Genomic DNA, 15,386 nt, shown 5'->3' with positions numbered 1-15,386 from the left:
TTAAAAACCAGTTCCTCTCCCTGAGGAGGAATATAGCGAAACACTGTTTCGCCCCTGAAGAGCGTTAATAAATAGTCCAGTGGACTATTTTAGCGATGCAAGACGAAAAGCTGTGCTTGTAGTACAAAACAAGAGCTATGCTCGCGTAGTAAGGGGGAGGTTAGGAGGGGGTCTTATAAGTTGAGAGTGGCGTTTAGTATGAGTATTATTATGATAAATGTTATGAGGATAAATGATGCCAAATGATCCTAATATTGCCAAAAATAATCCCACATCTTCTTCTCACTATCATTCACCACAAGCGTCTATTACTCCACCTGCCCCGCATTCGGTACAAACAGCAGCCAATCTTGGTTTATCACAGTTAACTGAAGCGCAAGAAAAACAATTGGTATTTTATAATCATATTACTTATTTGCTGTATTTACTGAGTTTTTTTACGGCAGGCATATTGTGGATTGTACCGATTGTAATGAATTATCTAAAGCGTAGAGAGGCAGGTCATTCTTGGCTTGCCAGTCATTTTGATTGGCAAATTAAGACGTTTTGGTACAGTATTCTTATGGCTATTTTGGGCGTGATTATTCTGTTAATTGGTTTGGGTGTGCTTGGTGTGAGTATATTTACTGAAAGTGGTAATACAGCAGCAGGCTCAGTAGTGATGACGATGATTGGTGGTATTTTGTTAGTTTTTTCTGTCTTATGGCATTTATATCGTATCATTCGTGGTTGGATTGCATTGAGTGATGGGCGAGCTGTTTAAATTAAAGCATTACTCAAAGTGTGTTTGATTTGTGTATACAAATGTTGCTGTATAAGCGAGCCAATCATTTATTATTTATAGAGTTTTTTATATCAGATAGAGGTGATATAATCATAATTATTGATTCGTTGATTGATTAGAGTATATTAGGGTCTGTTGAACTTTCACTCTGTTAGACTAATATTTACAAGGGATACAGCTACTTTTTACTTTCATGTAAAAATTGGCAATTGGCAATTGGCAATTGGCTAAATTTGCCTGATGAAGCGTTAATGAACTGGTTAATATCCCACTGTGATTAACAAAAACTACCTGCGCTCATTGCATTGATTAAGTCACTGTTTATTAAAATCAGTATCTCAATTTTTCCTATGAAGATGAATGTTCAACAGACCCTAGACAGTGATAAATAGACTCTATCAAAGCCATGCTCACAGGCACAGCCACTTCTATGAAGATCCTCATGTGTTGTATTGTGCACTGAAAAATTAAGAGTTTGTCTGTGTAGCAATTAACTGTCAAAATACTTGGACAATTTTTTTATTCATATTTCAATCAATGTTACGATTAATTGTCACATTTATTTTAATGTTGTTTTGAACATTATTATATTTTTAATTTTGTTTTTAATAATGCCTATCAAAAGGTCTTATCGTTGTTATGTCCTATACCCTGCTGCGCCCCTTTTTATTTCAATTAGATCCAGAACATGCTCATGAGCTGACCCTATCACTGCTTGATAAAGCACATCGCTCGCATACATTAGGGTTGGTTTATGAGCAGCAACCCTTGCCTGTGGAGTGTATGGGATTGCAGTTTTCTAACCCTGTGGGATTGGCAGCAGGATTAGATAAAAATGGCGATTATATTGATGCCTTAGCTGAGCTAGGCTTTGGCTTTATTGAAGTGGGTACGGTGACACCAAAGCCACAAGAGGGCAATCCAAAGCCGCGTATGTTTCGTATCAAAGAGGCGCATGCCATTATCAATCGTATGGGTTTTAATAACCTTGGGGTAGATCATCTCGTAGCCAATGTGCAGCGCTGTCAATATAAAGGCAATATTGGTATCAATATTGGTAAAAATGCTGTCACTCCTGTTGAAAAGGCAGCGGACGATTATGTTTATTGTCTTGAGCGTGTTTATGCTCATGCTTCTTATATCACCATCAATATCTCATCTCCCAATACCAAAAACTTGCGTGACCTACAAAGCGGCACCGCTTTGGTTGCGTTATTAGATACCATTAAAAATAAGCATAGCCAATTGGCAACTGAGTATGGTTTTTATGTGCCCTTGGTACTAAAGGTTGCCCCTGATTTAGAAGAAGATCAAGTGGATTTTATTGCTCAGCAGCTCATTGACTTTGAGATAGATGGTTTAATTGCCACCAATACTACGTTAAGTCGTATCGGTGTGGAAGATTTGCCATTTGGTAAAGAGACGGGTGGTTTATCAGGAAGACCAGTCAGTCATCATAGTACACAAATATTGCTGCAATTTCATGAACGCTTAGCTGATCAGGTGGCATTGATTGGTGTTGGTGGTATTGATAATGGGGATAAAGCCATCAAAAAATTACAGGCAGGGGCAACTTTAATTCAGTTGTATTCTGGTTTGGTGTATCGTGGTCCAAGTTTGGTACAAGAGTGTGTTGAGAGTATCAACAGTTATTATGATGCCCAGCAACTATAAATAATAGTGAGTATAGTCAACGTATGAGTGTATTAGATTTGAGCATTAGTGTGATTGTACTCTTTGGCTTGTGGCGAGGGTGGCGTTTGGGTTTGATTCAAACCATGCTATCTATGGTGGGTTGGTTTATTGCTTTGGTGGCAGCGACCCGATTGGCTGATGATGTTGCGCCTTCTATGGCAGCGATTGTTGCTTCTCCAGTATTGCAAACTGCATTGGGATTTTTGGCGGTTGTGCTGGTGGTGATGGTGGTGATTCATCTACTGGGTTGGATTGCCAGTAGTACTATTAATGCGTTAAAACTGGGTATTTTTGATCGTTTTTTTGGCGCAATGGCAGGTGCTGGTAAAAGTTTATTAGTTGTGCTTGTCCTGCTCAGTGTGTTATCACCAATTATTGTGCGTAGCTCGATGTGGCAAACATCACAGTTAGCCCCCGCGTTATTGCCTTATTCACCATTTGCTAAGCAGTTTGCCTCTGATGTCTTGGGTGAGGCATGGGATCAGCTCAATCATCCGTAGAGTGTATTGTTATCTTTATATTGATTTTATTCTATTAGGAATTTATATATGTGTGGAGTTGTTGGTGTTGCTGCTCATGGACCAGTCAACCAAATATTGTATGATGCTTTGACCGTATTGCAACACCGTGGACAAGATGCAGCAGGCATCGTGACCATGCAAAATGGACGGCTTTTTTTGCGTAAAGACAATGGCATGGTGCGTGATGTATTTATGACCCGTCATATGTTGCGTTTGGTTGGTAGATTTGGGATAGGGCATGTGCGCTATCCCACAGCAGGGAGTTCTAGCAGTGCTGAAGCGCAGCCATTTTATGTGAATTCACCTTATGGTATTACCCTTGCACATAATGGCAATCTGACCAACGCTGAGGATTTAGCCAAAGAGTTGTATCAAGATGATTTACGTCATTTAAATACCACTTCAGACTCTGAGGTACTGCTCAATGTGTTGGCGCATGAGATGCAGCATTTAGGCAAAACCAACCCCACCCCAGAAGATATCTTCTCAGCCATTAGTGCCATGTATCAGCGTCTTGAGGGGGCTTATGCAGTGGTGGCAATGATTACTGGTCATGGCATGATAGCGTTTCGTGATCCCAATGGTATCCGTCCACTGATCTTTGGTGAACGGCTGGCTGACAATGGTGGCACAGAGTATATGGTGGCATCAGAATCAGTGGCATTAACCGGTTCAGGATTTAAAATTGTACGTGATATCAAGCCCGGTGAAGCGGTGTTTATAGATTTGGACAACCAACTACATACTCAACAATGTATTGCGCCAAAAGAGTATACCCCCTGTATTTTTGAATATGTGTATTTTGCGCGCCCTGATTCTATTATGGATAATATTTCAGTCTATAAAGCCCGTCTGAGAATGGGTGAGAAGTTGGCACAAAAGATATTGGCAGAATGGGGTGAGGATCATGACATTGATGTGGTGATACCAATTCCTGATACGTCACGTACTTCAGCGATGGAGCTGGCATTACAGCTAAATATCAAGTACCGTGAAGGGTTTATGAAAAACCGCTATATTGGGCGTACCTTTATCATGCCTGGGCAGCAGCAGCGTAAAAAGTCAGTACGCCAAAAGCTCAATGCGGTGCCATTAGAGTTTAAAAACAAAAATGTATTGCTGGTTGATGACTCCATTGTGCGCGGCACAACCTGTCATGAAATTATTCAAATGGCAAGAGATGCGGGCGCACGTAAAGTGTTCTTTGCCAGTGCGGCACCGCCAGTTAAATTCCCCAATGTGTATGGTATTGATATGCCAGCACGTACGGAACTGATTGCTTCAGGGCATAGTGTTGAAGAAGTACGTGAGATTATTGGTGCTGATAGACTGATTTATCAAGATTTAGATGATTTAATAGAAGCAGTACAAGATACCAAGCATAGTAAGGTAGAAGGCTTTGATTGTGCGGTATTTAATGGCTGCTATATCACTGGTAAGATTAATGAAGCATATCTAGAGTCTTTGCAGCAGCAGCGTAATGATATGGCAAAAGTCAAGTCTTCTGGGGTGCAAGTGATAGCCGATACCCCTGTGGATATGACAGGCATAGAAGAAGAGGGCTGATTTTATCATTATCATTGGTTGTCTTTTTAGATAAAATTAGATAGAAGTCGCCAAAACCTATAATTAAACCCATATTTAAATAGTATGGGTTTTTTTTATTTTTTTATTTATGGTGTTTCTATCTGTCTGGTTATTCTAGAATAGAGATAGTATATAGACAACTAACACTAAGTATTTCAACTATTTAACCTTAGTATGGCACAACTAACTATTCGCCAACTTGAGGTTATCATGGATAAAATCTCTATCAAAGTCAGCCAACCTTTGTTGCAATCATTTCTGAAAACAACACCCACAACCAAAACTGTGAGTCATACTCAGCATAACATTAAAAAAAATGGCATAAAGTATGCTGCTATCAGCAGTGTTTGCGTCATGATGTTGACATTGTTAACTGCTTGTAGCAACAACAATGCCAATAGTAATACTACTCAAAATGGCACAACAGACGGCACAACTTCCTCAAATATTACCTTGCTCAATGTCTCTTATGATGTCTCGCGAGATTTTTATAAGCAGTACAATCCTATTTTTATTAAAAATTATCAACAGCAACAGGCTGATACTAAGATTAATATTCAACAATCACATGGTGGTTCTAGTAAGCAAGCACTGTCGGTCGCCAATGGCCTGCAAGCAGATGTGGTGACCATGAATCAGCCACCTGATATTGATATGTTGGTGAAAAAAGGATTAGTGAAAGCAAATTGGCAACAAGATTTTCCTAATGATGCAGTGCCTTATACCAGTACCATGGTATTTTTAGTACGCTCAGGTAATCCTAAACACATTCATGATTGGAATGATTTGACAAAAGCAGATGTCAAAATTGTGATGCCTAACCCCAAAACCAGTGGTACAGGTCGCTATGCATTTTTGGGTGCTTATGGCTATGGTTTACATAAGTGGCAAGCCAATCAAAACAACAGTAACGATAACAATGATGGTCAATCATTAGCAGTTACCAATACCGATCATTTTATGCAGCAGCTTTTAGCCAATGTTGCTACTTATGATAATGGATCACGAGCCGCAACCACTACCTTTACTCAGCGTGGGGTGGGTGATGTGTTAATTACCACCGAAAATGAAGCACATCAAGTAGCACAAAATTTTGCCAAAGGCAAAGTGGATATCGTCTATCCCAGTTATTCCATTCGTATTGATAATCCTGTTGCTGTGGTCAATGCAGTGACAGATAAAAAAGGAACAACAGCAGCGGCACAGAAATATTTGGCAGGATTATGGGAGCAAGCTGCACAAAACTTGATGGCAGAGATGTATCTGCGTCCCAGTGACCCCCAAGTGTTGGCAGCGCATGCCGATACGTTGCTAAAGATTGATACGTTTGAGCCGACGGCAGTTTTTGGTGATTGGGATACGATCATGCACACTTATTTTGCAGATGCTGGGCGTTTTGAGCAGTTATCCAAGCAACCACCTGCTCAATAGGGTGGGGGGTATATATTTTCTTGCCCTGATTATTCGTTTTATTATTCCATTTGTTCAATAAGATACACGTATTCATCATTAAACATAATAACAAACCACTGATAGCATGTGCGCAATGACATTTAAGATATTTAAGTTATTTTATGTGTATAGACACAATATTGCAGATATTGAATTTAAATGAAAGGGTATCTGTTATCAGTAAGTGAATATATCAGCAACCAAAATTAAATAGATAAAACCTGCATCAAAGATGCTAACTGAGGCGATTATGACCATCTCTATACTTACACGTTCAGCGAAACAATCTCGCCCTTGGGCAAAATGGTTGGCATCTGCCACCTTGGCAACGGCAACCGTGAGCTTGATGGCGTGCAGTCAGTCAAATAATAATGCAGACACTACTGCGGCTGAGTCGGGAGACACAGCAGCGGTAACAGGTGATGCACAAAATATTGAGCTGTTAAATGTCTCTTATGATGTGGCGCGTGATTTTTATAAGGGTTATAACCCAATTTTTATTGAGCATTACAAAGCTGAACATCCTGATAGTAATATTACGGTTAAGCAGTCACACGGTGGCTCTAGTAAACAAGCACTTTCAGTCGCCAACGGTTTACAAGCTGATGTGGTTACCATGAACCAAGGATCAGATGTTGAATTATTAGAGAAAAAAGGCTTGGTGGCAGCAGACTGGGAAGATCAGTTCCCGGATCATGCCGTACCGTTTACCAGTACCATTGTATTTTTGGTACGTAAGGACAATCCTAAAGGTATCCATGATTGGCAAGATTTGACCAAATCTGGAGTCGAGATTGTGATGGCAAATCCAAAAGTAACGGGTAATGGTCGCTATGCATTTTTGGGTGCTTATGGCTATGGGTTACACGCATTTAATGATGATGTGGATAAAACTAATACCTATGTCAAAGACCTACTTAAAAATGTCAAGGTTTATGAAAATGGTGGACGTGCTGCTACCACCACTTTTGTACAGCGCGGGGTGGGTGATGTACTGGTAACTTTTGAAAATGAGGCAAATCTAGCTGCCACTAAATTTGGTAAAGGGCAGGTAGATATCGTTTATCCAAACTATTCTATTAAATCAGAAAGCCCTGTGGCAGTGGTGAATACCGTCACAGAGTCAAAAGGCACGGCGGCAGCAGCAAAAGAGTATCTTGACTATCTATGGAGTGAGCCTGCACAGCAGTTAGCAGCAGATTTATACTTACGCCCAAGTGTGCAAAGTGTGCTTGATAAAAACAGTGATAAATTGCCTCCTGTGGATACGTTCCGTCCCAATGATGTTTTTGGTAGCTGGGATGAAATCATGGAAAAATTCTTTAGTGATGGTGGTATTTTTGATCAACTGGCAGTCAATCAACCCAGTAATTAATTGCCTTACCTAACCCTTATATCAAGGGGGAAGGGAGCTGTTTTTCCTTTTTAATAGTTTCATAGATAGCACATAGAGAGCACGATGACTCAGTTAGCCACTTCTACTTCTAAGCGACACTGGTTAAGCCGTTGGCAACGCCGCCATGTATTACCCGGATTTGGGTTATCCATGGGGGTGACGGTGCTGAGCTTATCTTTATTGGTGTTGCTGCCATTTGCCATGATGGCATACACCACAACTCAGATGGGTTGGACAGGATTTTACAATAGCATCACTCAGCCGCAGGTAATGGCTGCCATTAAACTATCGCTGAAGATGTCATTTTTTGCAATGTTGACCAATATGGTGTTTGGTACATTAGTGGCTTGGGTGTTGGTGCGCTATGAGTTTTGGGGTAAGTCACTAATTAATGCGTTGGTGGATTTGCCATTTGCGCTACCAACAGCGGTTACAGGTATCTCGCTTGCCACCTTGTATGCACCCAATGGCTTGATAGGGCAGTGGTTTGATAAAGTTGGTATTCAAGTTGCGTTTACTCCTCTTGGTATTTGGTTGGCATTGGTGGTGGTGAGTTTTCCCTTTATTGTACGTGCGGTGCAGCCAGTACTTGAAGAGCTATCGGTTGAGTTTGAAGAAGCAGCAGCGGTACTGGGAGCGAGCCGTTTGACCACCTTTCGTAGTGTGATATTGCCTGAGCTGATGCCCGCTTTGTTAATGGGTGCAGGTATGATGTTTGCGCGTGCAACTGGTGAGTATGGTTCGGTTATTTTTATCTCGAGCAATATTCCAATGCAAACGGAAATACTGCCTTTAATCATTATTGGCAAACTGGATAATTTTGATATCCAAGGGGCGTCGGCAGTTGCTTTATTTATGTTGCTTATCTCGTTTGCCATTTTATTGTCGATTAACTTATTGCAGTGGCGATTGTCTCGACGCGTGGGTGCAAAATAAAAATAAGCTACTAAATATAGATACTCAATAAAGTAGCTTGTATTTAAAGCATTGAATTTAAAGCAGCAGCGCAATCATTCGTATTCCATAAATACTTTTTATCGTTTAGGCAAAACTCTAGGCAAGGCGCTAGGTAGTGATGTATTAGGAAACCATTTCATGCAAATAACAAATAGCTATGATTACCAAAATAATGCAGCAACTAAGGATAGTCCTTGGGTACGTCGACTCTTTATTGCCATTGCCAGTATATTTATGGTGGTGATGTTGGTCATTCCTTTGTTTGCAGTATTTTATGAGGCATTTAAAGAAGGCTGGGCGCTGTATCTTGCTGCCCTTGTAGAGCCTGAAGCATTGGCAGCGATTAAGCTGACCTTGCTGACCGCAGCTATCGTGTTGCCGATTAATATGATTATGGGTATTGCCATCGCTTGGTTGGTGACACGCTATCAGTTTAAAGGCAAGCAGTTGGTCACTACTTTATTAGATTTGCCATTTTCAGTATCACCTGTGGTTGCAGGCTTGATGTTTGTGTTGTTATTTGGTCTAAATAGTACTGTGGGAGGCTGGCTTGAGTCCATTGGCTTTCAAGTGATATTTGCGGTACCAGGCATTGTGCTTGCGACCTTATTTGTGACTTTTCCGTTTATTGCGCGTGAGCTGATACCTGTGATGCAATCGCAGGGTGACAGTGAGGAGCAGGCGGCATTGACCTTGGGGGCATCTGGCTGGCAGGTTTTTTGGCATGTGACTTTGCCAAATATCAAATGGGCATTGTTATATGGCTTGATTTTGACCAATGCTCGGGCGATGGGTGAGTTTGGAGCCGTGAGTGTGGTGTCAGGGCATATTCGTGGTGAGACCAATACCATGCCATTACTGGTTGAGATTGCCTACAATGAGTATAACTTTACTGCTGCCTTTGCTATCTCTAGTCTACTAGCTGCTTTGGCTTTGGTAACACTGCTGATTCAGCAAGTGATGACCAAGTTGCAAAATCGTAAATATGCCCAAGGCAATGAACGTCTAGCACATGGAGTTGAGCCATCGCCAATATTATTAGATGAAGATATGGTAGAGGTGGCAAATGAGGCATTAAAAACGCCTTCAAACTAACCGAGATTGTCTGCATTTGTCATCAATATAAATTTGCAAGGTATACAGACAGTCTAAGCTACTGAAATCTTCATTGCTTTCATCGCTAAAAATAAAAATAGCCTAAGCAAAAATTGAATCCTATCTTATTTAAAGAATATAAAGAGTACAAAAAATGAGCATAGATATTAGAGACGTTCGTAAAACTTTTGGTAATTTTGTGGCATTAGATGATATTAGCCTCAGTGTACCAACTGGTAAATTGGTAACATTATTAGGCCCTTCTGGCTGTGGTAAGACCACACTGCTGCGTATCATTGCTGGGCTTGAATTTGCCGATCAGGGCAGAATATTATTTGATGGTGTTGATGTTACTGATACACCAGTACAAAAGCGGCATATTGGTTTTATGTTTCAACATTATGCGTTATTTCGCCATAAGACCATTGCTGAAAATGTGGCGTTTGGGCTAAAGTTACTACCTAAGGATCAGCGTCCGAGTAAGGCAGATATTGATAGCAGAGTCAAAGAGTTACTTGCATTGGTGCAATTGCCTAATCTAGCCAATGCGTATCCACATCAACTCTCTGGTGGACAACGACAACGTATTGCCTTAGCTCGGGCGTTGGCAGTTAAGCCAAAGCTGCTCTTATTAGATGAGCCATTTGGTGCGCTTGATGCCAAAGTACGTAAAGAGCTGCGTACATGGCTAAAAAATATTCATCACGAGCTTGGCGTAACCAGTATTATGGTGACTCATGACCAAGAAGAGGCAAGAGATGTCTCTGATGAGATTGTGGTGATGAATCATGGTAGTATCGAACAGGTTGGGACTCCACAGCAGTTAATTGATCATCCTGATAGTGAGTTTGTGGCGGATTTTTTGGATTTGGTGTAGGGGGGGCATAAAATACTTACTTTTGAACCGACAAAGATTTATGGTGGTACAAGAGGATATTAGCAGTATGGCAAAGACCATGCTAATTATTATTATTTTGCAGAATATAAGCTTGAAATCTACTTTTATACACCAAAGAATACTGAATGTCCTACATTAAACCCAACTGATTATAAAACTTGGGGTATTCGTTATAAAGATAAAAAATAATTTTATATTGTATTCTATTATCATTAAATTATGCCATTTAAATATTAGGTCAATGATATGTGTATGAAAGCTGAGTTGCAAAAATTTATTGATAATTCTGAAATAAATAAAAAGTCTATAATAGATAGATTAAAAAAATCGTTATCTAAAAAAGAAATGGAAAATATAGAAGAAGAAATTCAATTAAAACAATTAAAAATAACAAAATCTAAAGAGCCTAATTTTATCATTACTATGGATGGATCAAAACGCATTTTAAGCCCATTTCTTAAGGAACGTTTTTATTTTTGTGATAAATTGGTTGACGGTTTTGAAACTTTTCATGGCATTGATGATATTCAAAAGATTCTGAAAAGTGAAAAATTTATTTCTTGGTATAAAACTATGGCAGAAGATTGGGAGAATTCAGCACCACAAATATTTTCGAGATTTGATGTCTCTTTATTGTCAACTGTTAATGAGGATGATGGCGATTATTGTTTAATTGTTTGGCAAGATGAAAAAATTGAGCCAGAAATATGGAAATATTCGGGTCAACATGAACAAGTATTTAATAATCTCTATGATTTTTTTGTTTGGATGAATACCTTAGATAAATAATAGCAAGATAATTTATTTGATTTTTATACTTAAATCACTATGTGCTAGTATGATATATCTTTAGTAAAAGTAGTGATAAGTCTATAGTTGTCTTAAAACAAAACTGGCACAAATTCAAACTCGCTCGCAGTACTACTTGTACACTTTCACTCGTTTTCCTTGTAACAGTTTTATCTTGAATTAACTATAACCTATCAATATTAATCAACAAGAGTTTTGCAATAATCAAAAACACTGACTAGAGTGCAAGATGTAGAGGTGTCGTATGCAAAAAAAGACCTTTGATTTAGTTATTGTCAATGATTTACCCAAAATACATGGTGACCTTAAGCAGTTGGAAAGCTTTAGGTTTGCCAATAATAGAGGCTTTCCTCAATCATACAAAAATTTTGTTCAAGAATATGGCTATGGACTAACATTGGAAGAGTATATTATTAATATTCCTATAGATATATGCTCCATATTTGCTAGAGCAGAATTTATTAAATCCACATATATAGATGATGTTATGAATAATGATATCTGGTTTGATATAGAACCAGATGGCTCACTAGAAATATTAAAAAGGCTCTACCCCTTTGCAAAGAGTATCAATGGCAATTATCTATTTTGGGATATTACTGATTCAACTGATGATGAATTTGATATTTATATTAGTGATTTTAATGGTATCGGTTTTAGAAAAGTGGCTAAAGATTTGTATGAATGTTTTGATAAATTAACTGATAGTAAACTATTTAAAAATTATGAAATTTTTGCTACTCACCCTGCTAAGAGAACTTTTGAGATTGTTGAGCTAAAATAGGCTTAATATAAAAATAATTTTGACGACTTAAATTATATAAGTAAAGCTGAATATAGCTTAATAATTAATAAAATCCTTAATAAGCTAAGCGATAGTGAGATAGAATCTGTTTTTGAAGATAAAGCTTTATTCATAATTGATGATTCTAAAAATGTTAATTTTATTAAGAAGTGATTGATAACTTTAAAGAGTAAATATATTTGATTTTTTAGATTAGCTATACTTTATTGGATTGTTAAGTAGTAGTTATGCAAAATATAAAGGAACTGCTATGCAGTTATCAGAAGCCGGTAATACTTATAATATAGCACTTTATGAGATTGAAAAAAGAAGTTATGAAATATTGACCCAGTATAATGAAGATACAGAATTTTTAGATTGGGTAGCAAAAAAAGATGATATCACTATTTATGCAACTTCTCCCTTAACATTATTAGCATTGGTGGTTATTGCTGATGAGCATGGTGAGACATGGCAAGATATTGCGACAGGAAATATATTGGATAGAATTTTGTCAAAAGATTCATATGTCAAAAAGTAAAAGATAGTCTTTATTATATAAGAAATATTTATATTTAAAAAATATCGTCTGCCTACGATAAATCCACCACAGTATTAACCCCACCCGATATGCTACTTGTACTATCACTCGGTTGCCTTGTGATGAGATTATATTAGATTGACTATATAGATTTTTTAAAATGCAAAACCAAATTACTCTGTAAGGATATTAAATGATAGTTGATACAGCCAATTACGGACTATGTTTGTTTTCCCCTTGTGCTATGAAAGATTTTTTGCAACAAAAGGGAAAGTCAAGGACCAAGCGGTTGTTAGATTTGTTCCAAAATAACGCAGATTTATACTTAGATTCACTGAAGTTAGGTGTATGGTTACCTATTACTCCCATATCATCTATAGGGTATAGAATAAAGCTAAGTGATGAAATAATAGCAAAAAGCAATGATGTATATTCTGGTTTTAATATAGAGGTTAAAGAGAATAGCTTATGGCTATGTGATATTGGTAAATTACGAAAAATAGATTATTCATTGTTTAACGAAAAAGAGAGTTTATATTATTATACTTTAGACAATCAGAAAAGAGTCAATGGTGTTAAGTTACCTGTAAAAAATGGTAAGTATTTAGTAACCATATCAGAGTTATTAGAAAATGACATACCAACAATTATATTAAAGTTTGATTTGGTTAAAACTTTTTCTGGATTTAATGACCCTAGAGATGATAACAAATATCATCTTTTTTAAAATAAATGTTTTTTATATTTGCAATTAAAATTTTGTTGGACTTTAGTATAAATTATAAACTGTCTGTATTTTAAAAGAATAGTAAAAATGAATATTTTTTATGATGACTTATTTTATAAAGAAAATACTGAGGATATAGAGTTTTTAAAAAGTCATGGGTTTACAATTATATATCCACAACAGCCCCCAAAAATGACAACTGAGGAGATTTATTCAAATCTATACGCTTATTTAGATAATTATCAAAATGCTGGTTTCAAATTTATTGACTTTCCAGACCAGTTGGTTAAATTATCAAATAATGACAATCTGTTTTATTGTTTTGGTAAAAGTAATCATGGTTATTTTGTTCTAAATGAATCTAAAGAGGTCTATATTATCATCAACAAGTATTATAGTGATGGTGCGAGAAAAGAGGATTATTTTTCTCAAGATAAAGGTTATGATAAGTTAGATAAGTATCGAGATATTGCTGATGATGGACTTTTTATTATTTATGTAAATAGCTGTCTATTGGACTTTTTAAACTCATATAGTTTTTTTATGGCGAGTGTGTATGAATTAAAGGCTCATTTTAAATCAGCTTTTTGCTCACTGTCAGATATTTCGGCTATTATAGCAAGAAAATTAAAGGAAAATATTGCTAATATAGATAACCTTGCTGTTAGTGATTTTGCTTATTGGGCTAGTATGGTTGATGACATTGAGCATGTTAATATTATGCTAAATTTTAAATTTGCTACCTATAAATTGACAAATAGAATATGAGTTCATACAAGAAAGTTATTTAAAATAAATTGAGTTTTTTCTAAATAATTCTTAGTATAAATAAGAAAGGATGATTTTAATGAAAAGAAACTTACAATCAATTATTTTTACACTTTCAACAAGACCTCAAATGATTACAAGGTATGATCATATATTTGGTCTATCGTTTTTTATATCAGGATATTTTTATGGAAAGGACAATATAGAACTTGAACCAATAGAAGTTCACTTTAGGGATAACTTTCATTTTTGGGTAAAGTCTAAATATGATGTAGGGCTTAGTCAAAGTTGGGCAAATATTATATATTTTTATGAAGGTGGTGGAGATGTTGCAATAAATAAATTTTTAGAATTATTTAAAGAGTTTTCAGATGATTTTCATAGAAGTATTTCTTCACCTTAATAATAATTTAAGCAAGTTAGTTTTAAGATTAAGATAGGGTTGGTATAATTAGACGATTCATGATAAATCAGTAATGAGCTGTTTGCTTGATGATATAAATCAGTTACAGTCAGTTAGACAAGCCTTTTATTAGTTGTACTAACATAAACTTAGTTTGTTTACCATACCCTAAATATCATAAACACAAATCCCTAAATAACAAAAGCCAGAGTTATTTTTTTAAGTTGTTTCCCTCAAACTCAAGCAACCACGCCTTTCTTTCTACTTTACCAGCATAGCCAGTTAATGAGCCATCACTGCCAATCACTCGATGGCAAGGTACAATAATGGTTAAGCGATTACGACTGTTGGCATTGGCAACGGCTCGTACAGCTTTGGGCTTATTCATCTGACTGGCTTGCTCGGCATAGCTGATGGTTGTACCGTAGTCAATGGTGAGCAAAGTTTGCCAAACGCTAATTTGAAAATCTGTCCCTAGCAGTTTTATGGGTATATCAAAGTGTTGTAATGTACCAGCAAAATATTGTTGTAATTGCTTTTTTGTCTTAATAGTAATTGAGTTTTCGCCAGATTTTAACGTTGCATTGAGGCGTTTTAATAAATCTTGTAATTGTTTTCCTGCATTTTTTCTATCAGCAAATTCTAATAAAAATAAAAACTGCTCATCAGCAATCAAACACATTGTCCCTAATGGTGAGGAGTAAAAATCCATGATAAGGTGGGTTGTTTTTACAGAGTCTTTGATACCAGGTTTTTTGATAGTGTGTTGCTTGATAACATCATCGACTAGGGTTAATAGCTCAGCTAAGTTAGCTTTATCATGACTGGTATCAAAAGTGGGTAACAAGGTGGTAGGTTTCATAAATACTCAGTATATTTAATGGGTGTTTTACGCTATCTACTTTTAAATGACAGTATGATAATACACCATTGTATAACTGGGTGATGATAACCTGCAATATGGTGAA

16 protein-coding genes are annotated in these 15,386 nt (G+C 37.0%); 15 read left to right on the top strand and 1 reads right to left on the bottom strand.

Annotation, left to right across the window (positions count from 1 at the left end):
* The first annotated feature begins 235 nt into the window (after window positions 1–235).
* From FHK89_RS13665 to FHK89_RS13595, 15 genes are all read left to right on the top strand, one after another.
* The gene (locus FHK89_RS13665; protein ID WP_230661400.1) at window positions 236–763 is read left to right on the top strand and encodes a DUF4870 family protein; all 528 of its coding nucleotides are present in this window, start codon (window positions 236–238) and stop codon (window positions 761–763) included.
* A 660-nt stretch (window positions 764–1,423) separates the two neighbouring features.
* Window positions 1,424–2,458 carry a quinone-dependent dihydroorotate dehydrogenase gene (locus FHK89_RS13660; protein ID WP_230661398.1) on the top strand — a complete coding sequence of 345 codons (1,035 nt, stop codon included), beginning with the start codon at window positions 1,424–1,426 and terminating at the stop codon, window positions 2,456–2,458.
* Window positions 2,459–2,481: 23 nt separating this feature from the next.
* Window positions 2,482–2,979: a CvpA family protein gene (locus tag FHK89_RS13655; protein WP_230661396.1), complete on the top strand. Its 498-nt coding sequence runs from the start codon at window positions 2,482–2,484 to the stop codon at window positions 2,977–2,979.
* A 48-nt stretch (window positions 2,980–3,027) separates the two neighbouring features.
* Entirely contained in the window at window positions 3,028–4,566 is a 1,539-nt protein-coding gene (gene purF / locus FHK89_RS13650; RefSeq protein ID WP_230661394.1) for an amidophosphoribosyltransferase, read from the top strand.
* 195 nt (window positions 4,567–4,761) lie between these two features.
* The gene (locus FHK89_RS13645; protein ID WP_230661392.1) at window positions 4,762–6,018 is read left to right on the top strand and encodes a sulfate ABC transporter substrate-binding protein; all 1,257 of its coding nucleotides are present in this window, start codon (window positions 4,762–4,764) and stop codon (window positions 6,016–6,018) included.
* A gap of 367 nt (window positions 6,019–6,385) precedes the next feature.
* Window positions 6,386–7,414, top strand: a complete 1,029-nt coding sequence (locus tag FHK89_RS13640; protein ID WP_230661402.1) for a sulfate ABC transporter substrate-binding protein — start codon at window positions 6,386–6,388, stop codon at window positions 7,412–7,414.
* Window positions 7,415–7,498: 84 nt separating this feature from the next.
* Window positions 7,499–8,371, top strand: a complete 873-nt coding sequence (cysT, locus tag FHK89_RS13635; protein WP_230661390.1) for a sulfate ABC transporter permease subunit CysT — start codon at window positions 7,499–7,501, stop codon at window positions 8,369–8,371.
* 159 nt (window positions 8,372–8,530) lie between these two features.
* Window positions 8,531–9,487 carry a sulfate ABC transporter permease subunit CysW gene (gene cysW / locus FHK89_RS13630; protein WP_230661388.1) on the top strand — a complete coding sequence of 319 codons (957 nt, stop codon included), beginning with the start codon at window positions 8,531–8,533 and terminating at the stop codon, window positions 9,485–9,487.
* 154 nt (window positions 9,488–9,641) lie between these two features.
* Window positions 9,642–10,364, top strand: coding sequence for a sulfate/molybdate ABC transporter ATP-binding protein (locus FHK89_RS13625; RefSeq protein ID WP_230661386.1), 723 nt, complete (start codon window positions 9,642–9,644; stop codon window positions 10,362–10,364).
* 273 nt (window positions 10,365–10,637) lie between these two features.
* On the top strand, window positions 10,638–11,174 hold the full coding sequence (locus FHK89_RS13620) for a hypothetical protein (protein ID WP_230661385.1): 537 nt from the start codon (window positions 10,638–10,640) through the stop codon (window positions 11,172–11,174).
* Between the two features lie 265 nt (window positions 11,175–11,439).
* Window positions 11,440–11,979, top strand: coding sequence for an SMI1/KNR4 family protein (locus tag FHK89_RS13615; RefSeq protein WP_230661383.1), 540 nt, complete (start codon window positions 11,440–11,442; stop codon window positions 11,977–11,979).
* Window positions 11,980–12,250: 271 nt separating this feature from the next.
* Window positions 12,251–12,520 (top strand): hypothetical protein, encoded by a 270-nt coding sequence (locus FHK89_RS13610; RefSeq protein WP_230661381.1) that lies wholly within the window; start codon window positions 12,251–12,253, stop codon window positions 12,518–12,520.
* Window positions 12,521–12,713: 193 nt separating this feature from the next.
* Window positions 12,714–13,247 (top strand): hypothetical protein, encoded by a 534-nt coding sequence (locus FHK89_RS13605; protein WP_230661380.1) that lies wholly within the window; start codon window positions 12,714–12,716, stop codon window positions 13,245–13,247.
* A gap of 87 nt (window positions 13,248–13,334) precedes the next feature.
* Window positions 13,335–14,015 (top strand): hypothetical protein, encoded by a 681-nt coding sequence (locus FHK89_RS13600; RefSeq protein WP_230661378.1) that lies wholly within the window; start codon window positions 13,335–13,337, stop codon window positions 14,013–14,015.
* 79 nt (window positions 14,016–14,094) lie between these two features.
* Window positions 14,095–14,418: a hypothetical protein gene (locus FHK89_RS13595; protein WP_230661376.1), complete on the top strand. Its 324-nt coding sequence runs from the start codon at window positions 14,095–14,097 to the stop codon at window positions 14,416–14,418.
* A gap of 211 nt (window positions 14,419–14,629) precedes the next feature.
* Here the strand turns inward: FHK89_RS13595 and FHK89_RS13590 are convergent, their stop codons facing one another.
* A complete protein-coding gene (locus tag FHK89_RS13590; RefSeq protein ID WP_230661374.1) occupies window positions 14,630–15,280 on the bottom strand; it encodes a methylated-DNA--[protein]-cysteine S-methyltransferase in 651 nt (216 codons plus the stop codon).
* Window positions 15,281–15,386: the final 106 nt, after the last annotated feature.

This window comes from Psychrobacter sp. I-STPA10 (assembly GCF_021012795.1).
Classification (GTDB): Bacteria; Pseudomonadota; Gammaproteobacteria; order Pseudomonadales; family Moraxellaceae; genus Psychrobacter.
This window is presented reverse-complemented; position numbering and strand designations above follow the sequence as displayed.

What these genes read in the sequence shown, in the direction of transcription:
- FHK89_RS13665 (WP_230661400.1), top strand. Translation starts at nt 236, where the DNA reads ATGCCAAATGATCCTAATATTGCCAAAAATAATCCCACATCTTCTTCT.
- FHK89_RS13660 (WP_230661398.1), top strand. Translation starts at nt 1,424, where the DNA reads ATGTCCTATACCCTGCTGCGCCCCTTTTTATTTCAATTAGATCCAGAA.
- FHK89_RS13655 (WP_230661396.1), top strand. Translation starts at nt 2,482, where the DNA reads ATGAGTGTATTAGATTTGAGCATTAGTGTGATTGTACTCTTTGGCTTG.
- purF (WP_230661394.1), top strand. Translation starts at nt 3,028, where the DNA reads ATGTGTGGAGTTGTTGGTGTTGCTGCTCATGGACCAGTCAACCAAATA.
- FHK89_RS13645 (WP_230661392.1), top strand. Translation starts at nt 4,762, where the DNA reads ATGGCACAACTAACTATTCGCCAACTTGAGGTTATCATGGATAAAATC.
- FHK89_RS13640 (WP_230661402.1), top strand. Translation starts at nt 6,386, where the DNA reads ATGGCGTGCAGTCAGTCAAATAATAATGCAGACACTACTGCGGCTGAG.
- cysT (WP_230661390.1), top strand. Translation starts at nt 7,499, where the DNA reads ATGACTCAGTTAGCCACTTCTACTTCTAAGCGACACTGGTTAAGCCGT.
- cysW (WP_230661388.1), top strand. Translation starts at nt 8,531, where the DNA reads ATGCAAATAACAAATAGCTATGATTACCAAAATAATGCAGCAACTAAG.
- FHK89_RS13625 (WP_230661386.1), top strand. Translation starts at nt 9,642, where the DNA reads ATGAGCATAGATATTAGAGACGTTCGTAAAACTTTTGGTAATTTTGTG.
- FHK89_RS13620 (WP_230661385.1), top strand. Translation starts at nt 10,638, where the DNA reads ATGAAAGCTGAGTTGCAAAAATTTATTGATAATTCTGAAATAAATAAA.
- FHK89_RS13615 (WP_230661383.1), top strand. Translation starts at nt 11,440, where the DNA reads ATGCAAAAAAAGACCTTTGATTTAGTTATTGTCAATGATTTACCCAAA.
- FHK89_RS13610 (WP_230661381.1), top strand. Translation starts at nt 12,251, where the DNA reads ATGCAGTTATCAGAAGCCGGTAATACTTATAATATAGCACTTTATGAG.
- FHK89_RS13605 (WP_230661380.1), top strand. Translation starts at nt 12,714, where the DNA reads ATGATAGTTGATACAGCCAATTACGGACTATGTTTGTTTTCCCCTTGT.
- FHK89_RS13600 (WP_230661378.1), top strand. Translation starts at nt 13,335, where the DNA reads ATGAATATTTTTTATGATGACTTATTTTATAAAGAAAATACTGAGGAT.
- FHK89_RS13595 (WP_230661376.1), top strand. Translation starts at nt 14,095, where the DNA reads ATGAAAAGAAACTTACAATCAATTATTTTTACACTTTCAACAAGACCT.
- FHK89_RS13590 (WP_230661374.1), bottom strand. Translation starts at nt 15,280, where the DNA reads ATGAAACCTACCACCTTGTTACCCACTTTTGATACCAGTCATGATAAA.